At 63.1% G+C, this 15,719-nt stretch carries 15 protein-coding genes; 14 read left to right on the top strand and 1 reads right to left on the bottom strand.

Annotated elements, in window-relative coordinates; genetic code table 11:
- Positions 1 to 34 precede the first annotated feature (34 nt).
- The gene (locus GOY17_RS02365) at positions 35 to 1,468 is read right to left on the bottom strand and encodes a trypsin-like peptidase domain-containing protein (protein ID WP_157031572.1); all 1,434 of its coding nucleotides are present in this window, start codon (positions 1,466 to 1,468) and stop codon (positions 35 to 37) included.
- A 591-nt stretch (positions 1,469 to 2,059) separates the two neighbouring features.
- Between GOY17_RS02365 and GOY17_RS02370 the strand changes: the two genes are divergently transcribed.
- From GOY17_RS02370 to GOY17_RS02435, 14 genes are all read left to right on the top strand, one after another.
- Positions 2,060 to 4,213 (top strand): adenosylcobalamin-dependent ribonucleoside-diphosphate reductase, encoded by a 2,154-nt coding sequence (locus GOY17_RS02370; protein WP_157029155.1) that lies wholly within the window; start codon positions 2,060 to 2,062, stop codon positions 4,211 to 4,213.
- Between the two features lie 205 nt (positions 4,214 to 4,418).
- Positions 4,419 to 5,030 (top strand): hypothetical protein, encoded by a 612-nt coding sequence (locus GOY17_RS02375; protein WP_157029156.1) that lies wholly within the window; start codon positions 4,419 to 4,421, stop codon positions 5,028 to 5,030.
- Between the two features lie 94 nt (positions 5,031 to 5,124).
- Positions 5,125 to 5,916 carry a TSCPD domain-containing protein gene (locus tag GOY17_RS02380; protein WP_157031573.1) on the top strand — a complete coding sequence of 264 codons (792 nt, stop codon included), beginning with the start codon at positions 5,125 to 5,127 and terminating at the stop codon, positions 5,914 to 5,916.
- 374 nt (positions 5,917 to 6,290) lie between these two features.
- Positions 6,291 to 7,511 (top strand): AAA family ATPase, encoded by a 1,221-nt coding sequence (locus GOY17_RS02385; RefSeq protein WP_198173783.1) that lies wholly within the window; start codon positions 6,291 to 6,293, stop codon positions 7,509 to 7,511.
- The gene (locus tag GOY17_RS02390) at positions 7,462 to 8,859 is read left to right on the top strand and encodes a S8 family serine peptidase (protein ID WP_157029158.1); all 1,398 of its coding nucleotides are present in this window, start codon (positions 7,462 to 7,464) and stop codon (positions 8,857 to 8,859) included. The genes GOY17_RS02385 and GOY17_RS02390 overlap by 50 nt, the downstream gene beginning before the upstream one ends.
- Before the next feature lie 60 nt (positions 8,860 to 8,919).
- Positions 8,920 to 9,270, top strand: a complete 351-nt coding sequence (locus tag GOY17_RS02395; protein WP_157029159.1) for a hypothetical protein — start codon at positions 8,920 to 8,922, stop codon at positions 9,268 to 9,270.
- A 65-nt stretch (positions 9,271 to 9,335) separates the two neighbouring features.
- The gene (locus GOY17_RS02400; RefSeq protein ID WP_157029160.1) at positions 9,336 to 9,746 is read left to right on the top strand and encodes a hypothetical protein; all 411 of its coding nucleotides are present in this window, start codon (positions 9,336 to 9,338) and stop codon (positions 9,744 to 9,746) included.
- Between the two features lie 85 nt (positions 9,747 to 9,831).
- Positions 9,832 to 10,200 (top strand): hypothetical protein, encoded by a 369-nt coding sequence (locus tag GOY17_RS02405; RefSeq protein ID WP_157029162.1) that lies wholly within the window; start codon positions 9,832 to 9,834, stop codon positions 10,198 to 10,200.
- An 80-nt stretch (positions 10,201 to 10,280) separates the two neighbouring features.
- Positions 10,281 to 11,273, top strand: coding sequence for an SRPBCC family protein (locus tag GOY17_RS02410; RefSeq protein ID WP_157029164.1), 993 nt, complete (start codon positions 10,281 to 10,283; stop codon positions 11,271 to 11,273).
- Positions 11,274 to 11,413: 140 nt separating this feature from the next.
- Positions 11,414 to 11,914 carry a hypothetical protein gene (locus tag GOY17_RS02415; protein ID WP_157029166.1) on the top strand — a complete coding sequence of 167 codons (501 nt, stop codon included), beginning with the start codon at positions 11,414 to 11,416 and terminating at the stop codon, positions 11,912 to 11,914.
- Positions 11,915 to 12,052: 138 nt separating this feature from the next.
- Positions 12,053 to 12,649: a hypothetical protein gene (locus GOY17_RS02420; protein ID WP_157029167.1), complete on the top strand. Its 597-nt coding sequence runs from the start codon at positions 12,053 to 12,055 to the stop codon at positions 12,647 to 12,649.
- Positions 12,650 to 13,216: 567 nt separating this feature from the next.
- Positions 13,217 to 13,414 carry a hypothetical protein gene (locus GOY17_RS02425; protein WP_157029169.1) on the top strand — a complete coding sequence of 66 codons (198 nt, stop codon included), beginning with the start codon at positions 13,217 to 13,219 and terminating at the stop codon, positions 13,412 to 13,414.
- Positions 13,415 to 13,478: 64 nt separating this feature from the next.
- Positions 13,479 to 14,231: an NYN domain-containing protein gene (locus GOY17_RS02430; protein ID WP_198173784.1), complete on the top strand. Its 753-nt coding sequence runs from the start codon at positions 13,479 to 13,481 to the stop codon at positions 14,229 to 14,231.
- A 962-nt stretch (positions 14,232 to 15,193) separates the two neighbouring features.
- Positions 15,194 to 15,682, top strand: coding sequence for a hypothetical protein (locus tag GOY17_RS02435; protein WP_157029170.1), 489 nt, complete (start codon positions 15,194 to 15,196; stop codon positions 15,680 to 15,682).
- Positions 15,683 to 15,719 lie beyond the last annotated feature (37 nt).

Genomic DNA, 15,719 nt, shown 5'->3' on the forward strand with positions numbered 1-15,719 from the left:
GACGTGGTTCGAAGGCACTGCGCGGTGCGCGGCGTCACTGCATCAGCAGGTCGGCCCGGCGGTTGCCGCGGAGAATGCGCAGGACCAACTGTGCAGGACGCTGCGTGAAGCTCGCGCGGAAGCCCGGCAGATCCTCGAAGTTGCCCGCGTTGGACGCGATCACCACGTCGTCCTTGCGAAGCCCGTTGGCTTCGGCGCGGCTGCCGCGTGCCACCGAATCGACCATCACGCCCGACAGGCCGGCCTGGCGCAGGCGCTCGGGCAGGTCGGCGAACCTCGCTCCGGTGAGACGCGGGTCCAGCTCGGTTCCCACGTACGAACGCGGCTGCTCACGCAGCGTTGTCGTCAGCGTCAACGGTTTGCCATCGCGACGCACGTCGAGCGCGATGCGGCTTCCCACCGACTGCAGGCCCTCGAAGTTGCGCAGCGCGTCGCGATCGTCGATGCGCTCGCCGTTCGCGGCGAGGATCACGTCGCCGACCTTGACGCCCGCCGCCGCCGCGGCGCCGCCGGAGAACACCTGCGTCACCACCGCGCCGCGCGCTTCGGGCAGCCCCAGCGCCTGCGCGAGGCGCGCATCGACGTCCTGCGATTCCAGCCCCATCGTGCCGCGGATCACCACGCCGTTGTTGGCGATCAGCTGGCCCATGATGTTGCGCGCCAGACTGGTGGGGATCGCGAAGCCCAGGCCGATGTTGCCCGCCATCGAGCCGCGCGGGTTGAAGCTGGCGGTATTGATGCCGACCAGCTCGCCGTTGAGGTTCACCAGCGCGCCGCCGGAATTGCCGGGATTGATCGACGCGTCGGTCTGGATGAAGTTCTGGAAGCCCAGCCCGCGCAGGCCGCTGCGGCCCACCGCGGACACGATGCCGGAGGTCACCGTCTGGCCGATGCCGAACGGATTGCCCACCGCCACCACGAAATCGCCCACGCGCAGCGCGCTGGAATCGGCCAGCGGCAGTGCCGTCAGGCCCTGCGCGGGAATGCGCATCAGCGCCACGTCGGTGTCGGGGTCGGAGCCGACGAAATCGGCCTTCAGCGTGCGGCCGTCGGCGAGCGTCACCGACACCTCGTCGGCGCCCTCGATCACGTGGTGGTTGGTCAGCACGAAGCCCTGCTTCGCATCGACGATGACGCCCGAACCGAGCGACTCGTTGATGCGCTCCTGGGTGAGCTCCGGGAACATCCGGCGGAACATCGGGTCGCTGCCGAACGGGCTCACGTTCACCCGCTGCTTGGTGTGCACGCTGACCACGGCCGGCGTCACCTTCGCCAGCATCGGCGCGAGCGAAGGCAGCGGCTGCCCGCCGACCACGGCCGGCAGCGTGGCGACGGTCGGCGTCGCCGCGACGGCGGACGCGGGCGCCGCCTGCGCCGGCGCTTCGAGGCCGTCGCGGATGGCGGTGGCGGCGAAGCCGCCGAAGGCGGCGGCGAGGGACAGGGTCAACAGGGTCGGCAGCGGGCGCATCGCGTCGGTCGCAGGCAAGGGTGAATGGGGTGTGCGCGGGGCCGATGCGGTGCGGCGATCTCGCTTCGCCGTGCGCGCCAGGCCCCGCCGCGGAGGCGTTCAGTTTCACTGAACCGCATTAAATACGCGATGAAGTTTTTCGCCCGCGCGGCCCGTCGGCAGGGCGTTGCGTTGCCTCCTCGTGCACGTTCCCGCCGGCTTCGGCAAGCGCGTCGATGACGGCGTTTGACCGCCATCACAGCTGTGTGACTGCCATCAAAAAACCGTTGACACATCCCGGGGGCGGGGGTAGCTTGAGTCCTCGCCTTCGCCCACTACATCTAGTGGTCACGATGTCGACGGAAACCCAAACTTGGGGTTTTCGGCTTGGTTTTGCTGACTACCGGCACCTTCGGGGGAGGGTCCGTGGCGGAGCAGGATGAGCGAAGGAATCCAGGAAAACCCATGCCGTCGCGACCGCTGAAAACGCGGTCGTGGGCATAGCCGTCGGCGGACGTCGTACACGACGCCGATGGTGCGGCAGCCAACATAAGAATCCACGGCGGCAAGGTTTCAGGGCCCGAACCGCCATTGAAAGGAGACAGGACAGGCATGAGCACAGTGCGCCTCGAGGCGGTCAAGACAGCCGCGGCCGAGCGGGAAATCCCGATGCAGCCCGCCTCCCAGGACATCTGGGACAAGAAGTACCGGCTGAAGACCAAGAACGGCACCGCGGTGGACGCCGACATCGACGCCACCTACCAGCGCGTCGCCAAGGCTCTGGCCGAAGCCGAGCCGTCCGCCGAGAAGCAGCAGTACTGGAACGAGCGTTTCGTCTGGGCGCTGCGCCGCGGGGCCATTCCCGCCGGCCGCATCACGTCCAACGCTGGCGCGCTCGAGCACAAGCCCGCCACCTCGACCATCAACTGCACCGTGTCCGGCACCATCGAGGATTCGATGGACGGCATCCTGGAGAAGGTGCATGAAGCCGGCCTCACGCTGAAGGCCGGTTGCGGCATCGGCTACGAGTTCTCGACGCTGCGTCCGCGCGGCGCGTTCGTCGCCGGCGCCGGCGCGTACACGTCGGGCCCGATGTCCTTCATGGATATCTACGACAAGATGTGCTTCACCGTGTCCTCCGCCGGCGGCCGCCGCGGCGCGCAGATGGGCACGTTCGACGTGTCGCATCCGGACGTGAAGGACTTCATCCGCGCCAAGCGCGAGGACGGTCGCCTCCGCCAGTTCAACCTGTCGCTGCTGATCACCGACGGCTTCATGCAGGCGGTGGAGAACGACGCCGACTGGCCGCTGGTGTTCCCGGTGAACATCAAGGAGAAGGGCGACCTCGACGTCAACGACGCCAACCAGGTCGTCTGGCGCGAATGGCCGACGCACCGCAACTACATCGTGCGCGACGACGGCCTGGTGGCCTGCAAGATCTACGGCCACATCCGTGCGCGCCACCTGTGGGACATGATCATGGTCTCGACGTACGACTACGCCGAGCCGGGTTTCATCCTCATCGATCGCGTCAACGAGATGAACAACAACTGGTGGTGCGAGAACATCCGCGCCACCAACCCGTGCGGCGAGCAGCCGCTGCCGGCGTACGGCGCGTGCCTGCTGGGCTCGGTCAACCTGACCAAGTTCGTGCGCGACCCGTTTACCGACAAGGCCTCCTTCGACTGGGAGGAATACAAGGAAGTCGTGCGCGTGTTCACCCGCATGCTCGACAACGTGGTCGAAGTGAACGGCCTGCCGCTGCCGCAGCAGCGTGACGAGATCATGCGCAAGCGCCGCCACGGCATGGGCTTCCTGGGCCTTGGCAGCACGGTGACCATGCTGCGCATGAAGTACGGTTCGAAGGAATCGTGCGAATTCACCGAGCGCATCGCCCAGGAAATGGCCGTGGCCGGCTGGGAGATGGGCCTGGCGCTGGCGAAGGAAAAGGGCGCCGCGCCGATCATGGAAGAGCGCTTCGAAGTCACCGCCGAGATGCTGCGCAAGCGTCCGGAGATGAAAAAGGACGGCTGGAAGGTCGGCCAGGAAATCCCGGGCCGCGTCCTGCACGCCAAGTACAGCCGCTACATGCAGCGCATCGCCACCGTCGCGCCGGAACTGGTCGACGAACTGGCCGAGACCGGCGCGCGCTTCACGCACCACAGCTCCATCGCGCCGACCGGCACGATCTCGCTGTCGCTGGCCAACAACGCCTCCAACGGCATCGAGCCGTCGTTCGCGCACCACTACAGCCGCAACGTGATCCGCGAAGGCAAGAAGTCGAAGGAAAAGGTCGACGTCTATTCGTACGAACTGCTCGCCTACCGCGAGCTGGTGAACGCGAAGGCGATGCCGTTCTCCGAAGAGCCCGAGGCGCAGCTGCCCGACTATTTCATCGCCGCCGACGACATCACGCCGAAGGAACACGTCGACGTGCAGGCCGCCGCGCAGAAGTGGGTGGACAGCTCGATCTCCAAGACCGCGAACGTGCCCACGGATTATCCGTACGAGCAGTTCAAGGACATCTACCGCTACGCGCACCAGCAGGGCCTCAAGGGCTGCACCACCTTCCGCTTCAACCCCGCCGCCTTCCAAGGCGTGCTGGTGAAGGAAGCCGACCTCGAGAACACCACCTACCGCTTCGAACTGGAAGACGGCAGCGTGCTCGAAGTGAAGGGCAACGAGCAGATCGAATACGACGGCGAAATGCACACCGCCGCCAACCTGTTCGACGCGCTCAAGGAAGGCTATTACGGCAAGTTCTAAAACCTGCGTCATCCCCGCGAAAGCGGGGATCCAGCGACGTTGCTTCTGCAGCGTCGCCGCAGGAAGGCAGACCGGAACCGCATTCATCCTCCGGCCCGCCACCGCGTTAGAGTCGCTTCGCAACACCGCGTTTCCAGCAGTTTTTTTGCAAGGCCCCGGTTACCGCAACGCCTTACGAATGAGACGCCCGTCAGGAGGGCATTACATGAGCAATGGCAACGGAGTGACGGCGACCCTGTCGCAGGCCGCCGACAACGTGAAAGAGACCGTGACCACCTTCAGCAGCGCCGTCATGCAGCGCGCCGATGAAGCCGTGGAAGCCGCGCGCAAGAACGTGCGCAAGGCGACCAAGGCGGCGAAGAAGGCCGTCGGCAGCGCGAAGAAGAAGCTCGAGAAGGCCTCCGCCGACGCGAAGAAGGAAGCCGCCAACCTGCGCCGCGAAGCGACCGCCGCGCGCAAGAAGGCCGCCAGGAAGGTCAAGGCCGCACGCAAGGCGGGCAAGACCGACGTCGCCAAGGCCAAGGGCACCGCCAAGCGCGATGTCGCCGCCGCCAAGCGCAAGGTCGCCAAGAAGACGACCAAGGCGAAGAAGACGCTGGCCGCCACGCGTGGCAAGACCGCCGCGAAGAAGGCCACGAAAAAGGCCGCAACGAAGAAGGCCGCGACCAAGCGCACCACCACGCGTGGCGCCGCCACCCGCAAGGCCGTGACGAAATCCGCCGCATCGACGGCGAAGAAGGCGCCGGCCCGCAAGGCCAGCGCGAAGAAGGCAGTCAAGCGACCCACCAAGAAGGTTGCGAAGAAAGCTGCCAGGTAACAGCAAGCCCCGATTGGTGGCCGCGCCCGCGCGGCGCGGCCACCGCATTAACACCGAAAACCAGATCAGCAACACCGCACCAGGAGCGGGTCACATGGCCGTCAAGATCGACAAGAAAATCAAGGGCTACAGCGTCGTCACCCCGGAAGACAAGGCAGCAGCGGCTAACAAGTCCGTCGCCGCGCCGGTCGCCGAGCTGCCCACGGCCGATGTCATCCAGATGCACGAGCGCATCGAGCGCCCGGAAATCCTGGTGGGCTCCACCTACAAGATCAAATCGCCGCTGTTCGAGCACGCGCTGTACGTGACCATCAACGACATCGTGCTCAACGCCGGGACCGAACACGAGCTGCGCCGTCCCTTCGAGATCTTCATCAACTCGAAGAACATGGACCACTTCCAGTGGATCGTCGCGCTCACCCGCATCATGTCGGCCGTGTTCCGCAAGGGCGGCGACGTCACCTTCCTCGTCGACGAAATGAAGGCCGTGTTCGACCCGCGCGGCGGCTACTGGAAGCCGGGCGGCGTCTATATGCCTTCGCTGGTGGCCGAACTCGGCGCGATCGTCGAGGACCACCTCAAGTCGATCGGCCTGATCCACGACCCTGAAATGAGCGACGCCCAGCGCGCGCTGATCGCCGAGAAGCGCGCCGCCTACGCGCAGCTCTCAAAAAAAAACACTGAAGTAAGCGGTAGCTCCGCCGGCGACCTGTTCCCCGACCCGCGCGTCTCCGACGAGCCGCGCATCGAAGACGTGGAAGTCACCGGTGAAGGCGCCGCCTTCCCGCCGTCCGCGACGATGTGCCACAAGTGTTCGACGAAGGCGGTCGTGATCATGGACGGCTGCGCTACCTGTTTGAATTGCGGGTATAGCAAGTGCGGGTGAGCCTCTAGAATGTCGCAACCATTCTCGCGGGTTTTGTGGGGTAACCCAGAAGGCGCTAGTTGGGGACCCAGAAGGCGCTAGTTGGGAGCACAGAAGGCGCTGGTAGTAGCCGGGGCCTTGGGGCCCCGGCTACTACCAGCAGCAATGGGAACGGTGCGGTCGGAACCGCATCTGCCTGGGTGGCGGAGGGTCGTCGGTTCGAATCCGGCCGTCCCGACCATCTTTTCAAGGACTTATGTGGCGGTGAGTTGCCCCGTCACCCTAAGGTCACCCAAATATCACCCTATGCCGAGCTGGCCGATTGGCGCCTACTCGGCGGTGCGTCTCACCCGGTGACATCGGCGTTGTGGAGCATGGAGCGCAGGAGCGTACCCATGAGCACAAAAAGCGTCAGCAGAACGAAGAAAAGCGTACTAGAATCCGCCATTAACGTGAGCGGAGCGAAAGGTATGTACGTTTCCGAAGTCCTCAAGATTCTAGACGGCGCACTTCGGCACAATCCTCAGCAGTCCGCCCGCTACGCCGACCTTCTCGCTTCGAAACTAGAGGCTGATGGCTTGCCACGGGAGGCGCGGTTAATTCGCGACCGGCTTGCTTTGGTCCCCCGCCCCGGAGTAGGTGTCGCGCCGTCCTCCTTACCGGTTGAGCGAGAAAGCCAACTTGCGCTCGTCGACGAAGAAAGCGTGTCACTGGACCTGCCCCCAGTGTTCGAGCCGAGTGTCGAAGCGCGGCTTGCCGAATTCATCGAATCAGTGCAACGTTTTGATGAGCTGAGACTCGCAGGAGTTGCTATCGCTCCGCGGCTGCTGTTTTTCGGACCGCCAGGCTGCGGAAAAACGCTCGGCGCAAGGTACCTGGCCGACGAACTCCAATTGCCGCTTTTGACGGTCAGGTGCGACACCCTCGTGTCGTCTTTGCTGGGTCAGACGGGCAAGAACCTTCGGGTGGTTTTCGACCACGCGGCGAGCCGCCCCTGTGTGCTCTTCTTGGATGAATTCGACGCTCTCGCAAAGTCCCGATCTAGTGAAGGCGACGTGGGCGAACTACAGCGAGTTGTAATTGCGCTCCTGCAAAATCTTGACGCGCTTCCTTCTGAGACGGTCGTTATCGCTGCGACGAATCACGCGGAACTTCTAGACCGCGCGGTTTGGCGGCGTTTTGCGTTTCTCTGCCAGCTAGGCCTCCCGAGTGAAGCATTGAGAGAGAAGATGTGGTCGCGGTGGCTAGGGTCGTACCTTCCGGAGGGCGACGAAGTCGAGTACCTAGTTCGCAACTCTGAGGGCATGAGTGCTGCTGCGATCCAAGCTGCGTGCTACGACATCCTCAGAAAAGTCGTACTTTCGCGTAGGAATAATCTGACCTTGCCCGAGGCGCTGCGTTCGCTATTTCGCATTAGACGACTCGCCACAAGTGTCGGAGACATGTCGATCGAGGAAGAGATCAGGCAACTGCGACGTGCCGAACCCAAGGTCTTCACATGGAGAACAATTGAGGATACGTTCGCCCTCAGCGCCAGGCAGGTGCGCAAAGTGCTAGGGGAAGGCGATGAGCGATCTGGAGAAGCCCATCATTCGAGTGCTGGGGACGCCAGCTGACTATCTACGGAAGACCGGAGGCGGGAAGTCGAAGCCGCCCCTCGCGCCCGTCACAGCGGCAGTTCGCGATCGCCTGATTGCAGAACTCGAAGCCGCGAAGAGTGCACTTCCCCTTGGTGCGCGACAGGGCAGGTCAGCCGCGCTTGTTGTCAAACTCAAGCCCGACGCGCTAGCAAAATCCAACCGGCCTAACGACTATCTCGAGGCACACGGCGCTCCGGTTGTCGGCGCTGGTCGCATCGGAGAACTAATTTCGCAGGTCACTCCAGAGTCTATTACGCAACTGCAGCGCCGGATTCGCGAGGACGAAACGAAAGGCGGGCTATTCGCGATCTCCACAGTTGCACACTTCCGCGCATGGACCGTAGAAAGCATTTTTGGCGCAAGCGAGGAAGGTGCTCGGGCCGAGATCGAAAGTGCGCTCGCGGCGCTGGATGCAGGGAAGCGCGTCGCCATCGAGCTTTTCCCGTGGGCCGACACAGAGGGCGGTCCGAGTCGGGCGCTGGCCAATGAGCTTGGCGAGGTCGTCGCAATCGAACAATCGATGCCGATCGCAGGGTCGACAATCCTTTACGCCAGAGCGTCCACAAAAGAGCAGCTTATTGCCCTATCGTCAATTCCCGAAGTCAGGCACATTTCGGTTGAGCCGGAGTATGAGGCTCCGCGAGGATTCGCGCCGCAATCCTTCAAAGTGGTGCAAGGTGCAAGCTTTCCCGAAATTGTTCCGCCAGTAGAAGGCGCACCGACTGTTGGGGTTTTTGACTCCGGCATCGATTCGCCTGCCCTTGATCCCTACTTGGTGAATCGAGTCATCTACGAGGTGCCGCCGGATACTGATCATCTCCATGGCACGTTTGTGGGCGGGCTCATTGCGGCGAGTAGAGCCCTCAATGACGGGAGCGAGCTCTTTCCGCTCGAGTCGGCTCGCCTGCTCGACTCCACCGTGCTGTCTAGTGGTGTTGTGAGTGAAGGGGCGCTACTTGCTCGAATAGCGGACACGCTACAACGGCATCCCGAGGTCCGTGTATGGAACTGTTCCTTCGCTTCACGGGCAGCCAATCATCCCCCCGAGTTTGGCCAGTTCGCGCGAGCGCTTGATCAGCTCAGCGATCAGAGAAGAGTGCTGTTCGTAGTCGCAGCGGGCAATTACGGCTCTGTGCCTGCTCGTGCATGGCCATCGGAGAATCACCATTGGCCGAGTGATCGTGTGGCGATGTCGGGATCCGCATCGCGCGCCTGCGCCCACGCGACATGGAAACCCTGTCCGGCCAGTTCCGGGCCGAAGGGCTGGCACAGCAGTCCGTTGCGCAGACGTTCGGCCGCGACGGTCCGGCAGCCGGGCTGCTAACGTCCGCTTTCGACCCAAAGCGGACGTGCGCCATACGGCGCCCAAGGCAGGAAGCCACCTATGCCATTGCACTACGCTCTTGCCTATGCGGCGATCTTCGCGATTCCGCTTTTGACCGGCGCGGCCACGTATCGCATGTCGCGCAGGAGCCAGGCCACGTTATGGGCGTCGCTCACGCTAGCGTGCGCCGGCGTCGTCCTGAGTCTCATCGTCACCGCGGCGGGTGCGGTGCGGTGCTCGGATTCATACGCAGTCCGCCTCCATGCGGCGAAACATCTCTCCCGAGTCGAACTCACGACCCTGCGAGGCGGCGAATTCCTGTGTCCGCGCGTCTATTACTTCGAGCGAGGCGGTGAAACAACCTGCCTGACGCCGAATGGAGATGGAGGGGCCTCGATCGGCTGCGGCTGATCCACGGGCGTCCGCTCCTGGCCGATAGCGGACGTTCGGCCGACCAGCCCGCTTCGGCGGTGGTAATGTCCGCTTTCGACCCAAAGCAGACGTTGGGTCTTGGCAGGAGGGACCCAGTGACAGAGGCAGCCGTGCTAGTGGTCATAACTTCGGCCCTGGCCATGCCATTTCTCTTGTATCTCTTCGCCAAGTTCTCGCCCGCCGCAACAAGTGTGGCGTACGACCTTCTTGGCGCTCTCTGCCTCATCGTCGCGCTGGCCTTTTTTGCGTTCGTCGGGTGGTATTTTCTGGAAACCGGACAGCTTGTCTCCCCGGGCAAAGGCAGCATCCCGTCTGAGGTGATTGCATCAACGGCTCCGCTGGCACATCGAGTCGTCGTGGGGGCCGTGAACGTCTTGGTCGGTTCCCTGTTGGCGTTTATTGGGGTCAGCTTGCTTCGCATTGGACAGCGGCGTCGTTCGACCGCTGGTCGGTGACGACCGTGTATCCCGCCAACGGCCCAGTGTCCGCTCCTGGCCGATAGCGGACGTTCGGCCGGGACGCCTGGCAGCCGGGCTGCTAATGTCCGCTTTCGACCCAAAGCGGACGTCGGCCTTGCGCATCGCGATGCATGTAACTAAAGCGGCTTCCCGTTTGTACGCAGTTGCTATCGGCCTTGCGATCGCATGGGCGTGGTACGCAGATGTGACAATGCTCCGCTCGGGTGTCGAGCATCTCACCCCGGAGCTGCTTCTTCTGTTCCTGAGCATGCCTTCGTCCCTGACGCTCCCAGTAGCGGTCGAGCGTTCGCCGGAATTTCTTGCGGCCAGCGCTCACGGTCAGCTGGTATGGCTGACGATATGCGGAGCAATGCAAGCGCTGGCCATCATTCTTCTCGAAGCGCTGGTGTGGAGAAGGAGCCGTTCGGCAATGTCTGCTTCTGGCCGATAGCGGACGCACGCGTTGGGGTCAGAGCGGCAGGGACACGTGCGCCCTACAATCCAGCGGGGACACAAGGGGGAAGACTCGTAATGGACGATGAGAGCGGGAAGACCATAGAAGCGGGCCACCCGCCCCGATGGTGGTGGTGGGTCATCGCGGGGGCGGCGCTAGGGGTGATCCTGCGCGTGGTGTTCGGCGCACTTCCGGGGAGCATGGAGGGTCCGATGTCGATCGGCTTCATGTTTGGTACGCCGTTCGTCGTTGGCGCGCTTACAGTCATCGGTGCACCGCCGGAACGTCGGACCGTGCCTTTCCTAATCTTCGCACCGTGGGCCGGCATCGGGTTAATGCTGTTGGGGTGCGCAATCACACTGCTGGAAGGGTCCATCTGCCTGGCATTGATGGCGCCGCTGTTCCTGGTGGTGGCCAGCCTTGGTGGCGTGCTTATGGGCGTCGCACTGCACTTTGTCCCCGGCGCATCGTCGCGCATGAGCGCTGTCGCGGTGCTGCCGCTTCTGATGCTCATTGGCGAAGGGCATGCGCCCCTGCCGGAGCGGACCGTTGAACTGCGTCGCCACGTCATCGTCGATGCTTCACCGGCGACAATCTGGAGTCAGATTCTGACCGCTCGCGCCATCGAACCGGAAGAACTCCCGCTGAGCCTGACCCACATGATCGGCGTGCCGAAGCCACTCGAAGGCATCAATGTGCGGACGCAGGATGGAGAGGTTCGTTTCTCGCGATGGGAGCGCGGCGTCAACTTCCGCGGTTTCGTTACGGCGCGGAAGGAAAACGAATCCATCACGTGGCGTTATGTGTTCGACGATCGCTCGTTTCCCGAAGGCTCCATGGACGAGCACGTCGCCATCGGCGGCCGATACTTCGACCTTCGCGACACGACCTTCAACCTCACGCCGACGTCGGAGGGAATGACCCGACTCGAGATCGTCGCCCATTACCGTGTGTCGACGAGCATCAACTCCTACGCGGTGCCAGTCGCGGCGGTCCTCGGCAGGGACTTCCTCGACACCATCCTGGGCCTTTACAAACTTCGCAGCGAAGCGGCGATTGCACGCGGATAGGCCGGAGTCCGCTTCTGGCTAATAGCGGACGTTCGGCTGGGCGAGCCCTTGGACGCGGTGCTAATGTCCGCTTTCGACCCAAAGCGGTCATCCACCCGCGGCCGACCATTATCTTGCTGCGCCTCAATGTGAGCTCTTCCATGCGGATGATCTTGTCGCTGTTGCTCGTAGGCGTCTTCGGGTTGTCCGGGTGTTCCATTCATGGCGGGCTGTCATCGGAACGCGGGCGCGAGACCTTTGACTCCAGGCAAGCGCACTATCAGAAGCTGGCGTCGGAGCCGACGCCGGACGCTTGGCGCGCGGGAGTGGACTGGGAGTTCGTGACCACCGGCAAGGACGGCGCAGTCGTGGAATCGTTCGTCGTACGCGTCACTGATGCTCCCCAGCACGCTTGCTTGTCGGGCGACTGGAGGAAGCTGGAGATCGTCAGTGGGAACACAGGCAAGCTCCGCGCTCTGGCTTACGTGATCGACGGACGCAATCTCCATGTTCTTCTGTCGACGGCATTGTGCGATGCCTACCCGATGTACGCAGGCGAGCTGTCCGACAATGAATTCGCCGGCACTTACAACTTCACCCATATGCAGGGCAGCGAAGAACACGGGAAGGTATCGGGGCGGCCGGTTCGCCTGTTCCCCTAGCTGTAATGTCCGCTTCTGGCCGATGGCGGACGTTCGGCCGGGACGCCCGGCAGCCGGGCTGCTAACGTCCGCTTTCGACCCAAAGCGGACATCGGGTCCTGGAAGCGCGCGTTGCCATAACCCCTGTGGGGCTGCCTGATGGTTGATCGCAAAACAGCAGCGGAGCTGATGGAGGAGCTGGCGGCCGATCCGGAGCACAGAGCCAGGATCGCTCGTTTAGCACGTCAACGCGAAGCGCAGTGGACCTCGTGGAACGAAGCGGCGCAGCCTCTACTACGTGATCTGCGTGATATCGGGTGGAATGTTTCCAGCCTGCAGGACGTTTGCGAGGTTCCAGCCGCCGCGGTTCCGGTGCTCCTAGCCCATGCGAAGCGCTCTGAGTATGCGGATCCGATCAAGGACGCGATTCTGCGTCCGCTGGCTTCGCCGGTGGCAGCGCCGTTCTGGGCGGAACTGGTGTTGCTTCTCCAAGATGGCGAAGTCCTTTCACCGGGCGTGCGCTACTTGGCCGCTGTTGCGCTGACGGCTGTCGCGGGCGATGAACACGTTGGCGAGATCGTCCAGTTAGCGCGCGATCCTGGTTTGGGTGAGCATCGGGCGCCGCTACTTTTATACCTGGCGAGTTCAACGCGCCCCGTCGCTGTCATGGCGTTGAAGGAACTCCGGGCCGACCCCACCGTGGGGCGTCACGCCAAGGCGCTCACCCGGCTGGTCCGGCGGCAGCGGAAGCCATGAACGTTGATCGCGTGGTGTCCGCTTCTGGCCGATAGCGGTCGTTGGGCAGGCGTCTGACGCGATCCGCCGGGCATGGTTAGACGTCGGCTTGTTCGCTGGATCCACCCGCATAGACTTCAAGCTACTCCGGGACCGCCCTATCGCTGGGGTGTCGCGTCAGAGGCGCGTCGGGAGCCACGGGGGGCCGTCTATTGGGAGGTTTGATCCTGCAGTAGCATTGCGGTGGTCAGGATGCGGGGGGGGAGCAACCTTGAGAGATTCGGGAAATCAAAGGGCGCTGTTGGTGGTGCTGGGAGTTGTAGCTATTTCGTTGCTCCTCGGTAGCGCTGCGAAGGTTGCCAGTTCTGCAAGTGCTGCGAACAGCACAGCTGAAGACGCTTTGGCAGTAGCAGAGGAAGCGACTAGCCGCATTGAGACACTCGAAGGCAATACTTCCGATGATCTCGAGGATCGGATATCGACGCTAGAGTCGCAGATATCAGATCTCGAGAGCCAAGATCGCGAGCATTCGACCCGTATCGACGACGTCGAGTCCGAAGTAAGAACCCAAGCGCTAATGAGGTCATGGTGAAAGAATTCGTCAAGAACTTCATAAAAGCGATCCCGCTGGCACTCGGTGTCGTACTTACGGCATTGAGCATGGTAGCCGCCATCCATATTGCGGACGACAGTGACTATGTGTTGGGCTCATTGATCTCGGGACTTATTGGCGTCCCGCTTCTCTTTGCCTCGGCAACGTCGTTGCTGCGCTCAGGCAGAGCCTAACAATTCGTCCAAGCCGATGTCGCTTCGCGGCGCGGCTCAACTCGTTGTCGGCATGGGATCTCTTATGACCAACACCAAGCTCGCCGTGCTCATCGACGCGGATAACGCCCAGGCGGCGATCGCCCAAGAGCTGCTGAACGAAGTTGCGCGCTACGGCACTGCCACGATCAAGCGAGCGTACGGAGATTGGACGACCCAGAACTTGGCCGGATGGAAAGAGACCCTTCACAACCTCGCTATCCAGCCAATCCAGCAGTTTCGCTTCACAGTCGGTAAGAACGCGACCGACTCGGCGCTAATCATCGATGCGATGGACCTGCTTCACTCCGGCAGCGTCGATGGCTTCTGCCTAGTTTCCTCCGACAGCGACTTTACCCGCTTGGCGACGCGCGTACGGGAACAAGGTCTATCCGTTTATGGTTTCGGTGAGCGAAAGACGCCGAAGCCGTTCGTGGCAGCATGCGATAAGTTTATCTACACCGAGATTCTGCGCGAGCCCGCCGTGCAGAAGGCGCACTCGGATACAGCTGTGGAGCCTCTACAGGCCATTCTTGCTCCGGCCGTTGTTGCTGCTGCGCGCGAGGATGGGTGGGCCTTGTTGTCTGCCGTGGGCAGCCTCGCCAACAAAAGTCATCCATCGTTCGACCCGCGCAATTACAGCTACGCGAAGTTGGGCGAACTAGTTCGCAAGCAGAGCTTCCTGGAAGTCAAAACGGTGCCGTCGCCGGACGGGGCTCCGATCGCGCATTTGTATGTACGCTTGAGAGACCCAGAAAAGCCAGAGCCAACCAAAGGGCGTCGCGCCCAGGTGGTTTGAAGCAGTGAAGCGAGACACAACTTTGCAGCCGGCCCCTTCGGACATAGAGGGAGGGTCCACTCCGCAATCCCATGCCGATTCGCCTTGAAACGCTGACGAACGTTCGCTCTTGGCCGGCGGAGCTAATTCGGACGGGGGCGTGGTTTCGGCGCAATGACCGCTTTCGACCCACAGCGGACATCCGCCACCGGCATCGATGGCGCCCACACTCACAGGTCTGCTCGCATGGACATCGGGCTCTTTCCCATTATTTCTCTGGCGCTCGTAATGGCAGCCGGCACGGTGGCCTCGTGGTGGGGGTTCTGGCGGCGTCATGCGAATCCCCGCCGCCGACTGGACGCTGTTTTCGCAGGAACCGGGTTGCTCTTTTTCGCGGCATTCCCAGCGCTATGGGTTCTCGAATCGATGAGCTTGGGTTACGTGCCTTGCATCTGGCGCAGGTGTCAGCTTGATGCATACAGTGCCGCCGCTTCACCCGTAGCGTTCTGGGTGAGCGTCCTGGCGCTTGCTTCAATGGCGGCCTTCTTCCTCGGTGGCGCTCTCTCCAGTTTCGCGAGGATGTTTATCCTGCGAGGGCCAAAGGTGACGTCCGCTCCTGGCCGTTAGCGGACCTTGAGGGGCGCCAGCGACCCTAACGGTCAGAAGCTGCCGGCGAGTCGAAGGCGGACGTTGCTCGGCCTTAACGTCCGGCAGCCGGGCTGCTAATGTCTGCGGTGAGCGAGGAGGACTGGGCAATTTCGCCCACCTCGCCGGATACGGCGCGCGCTATGTTACTGAGACCGTCCGCGCGCGCGCGCGAGGTGCTCGAGGCGCTGCCGGGTGTGATCGCGCAGCTGGTTGCCGAAGGGGCTGGCCAGCAGCGCCTGGAGGCAGCGCACGCGGTGATCGTTGCCTACGCACGGCGGTACGTTTGACGCGGCCGCGGTTGCCGTAGGATCTGTTGATCACAGGGGGGACTCCACATGTTCCGAGCTTTCAATGCGGCCGCGCTCGCGCTACTCGCGCCGGCGGCGGCCATCGCCGCGGTACCGCTCGAATCCGTGCCCGACAGCGAGATCTGCATCGCCTACTACATGGCGAAGGAGTCCGGGCAGGACACCTACTACGGCAGCCGCCTGCGCATGGAAGGTGAGATGTCGCGCCGCGCGATCGACTGCACGCCGGCAGCTCCTTACGTCGCCAAGGCGTCCGAGCGCCTGGCCAACCTGAGGGGCTTCGCGGAAAAGCAGGCTGAGGTCGAGGCCAACAACGGCGCGTGGAGGGTGGCCAACATGGAGCACGAGATCGCGCGCGAGCAGGCGGAGCGTGAGGCGCGGCGCGAGCGTAACGCCCGGGCGCTCCAGATCATGGGCGACAGCATGCGTGAGTCCGCGCGTCGGATGGAGCAGAGCCGCCCGAAGACCGTGACCTGCAATGCCCTCGGTAACACGGTGACGTGCCGGGAATACTGATTGCAGTTTGCGATTCGGCATTGACCGCACCGCGTGC

The sequence above is a fragment of the Lysobacter soli genome, assembly GCF_009755585.1.
Taxonomy (GTDB): Bacteria; Pseudomonadota; Gammaproteobacteria; order Xanthomonadales; family Xanthomonadaceae; genus Lysobacter_J; species Lysobacter_J soli.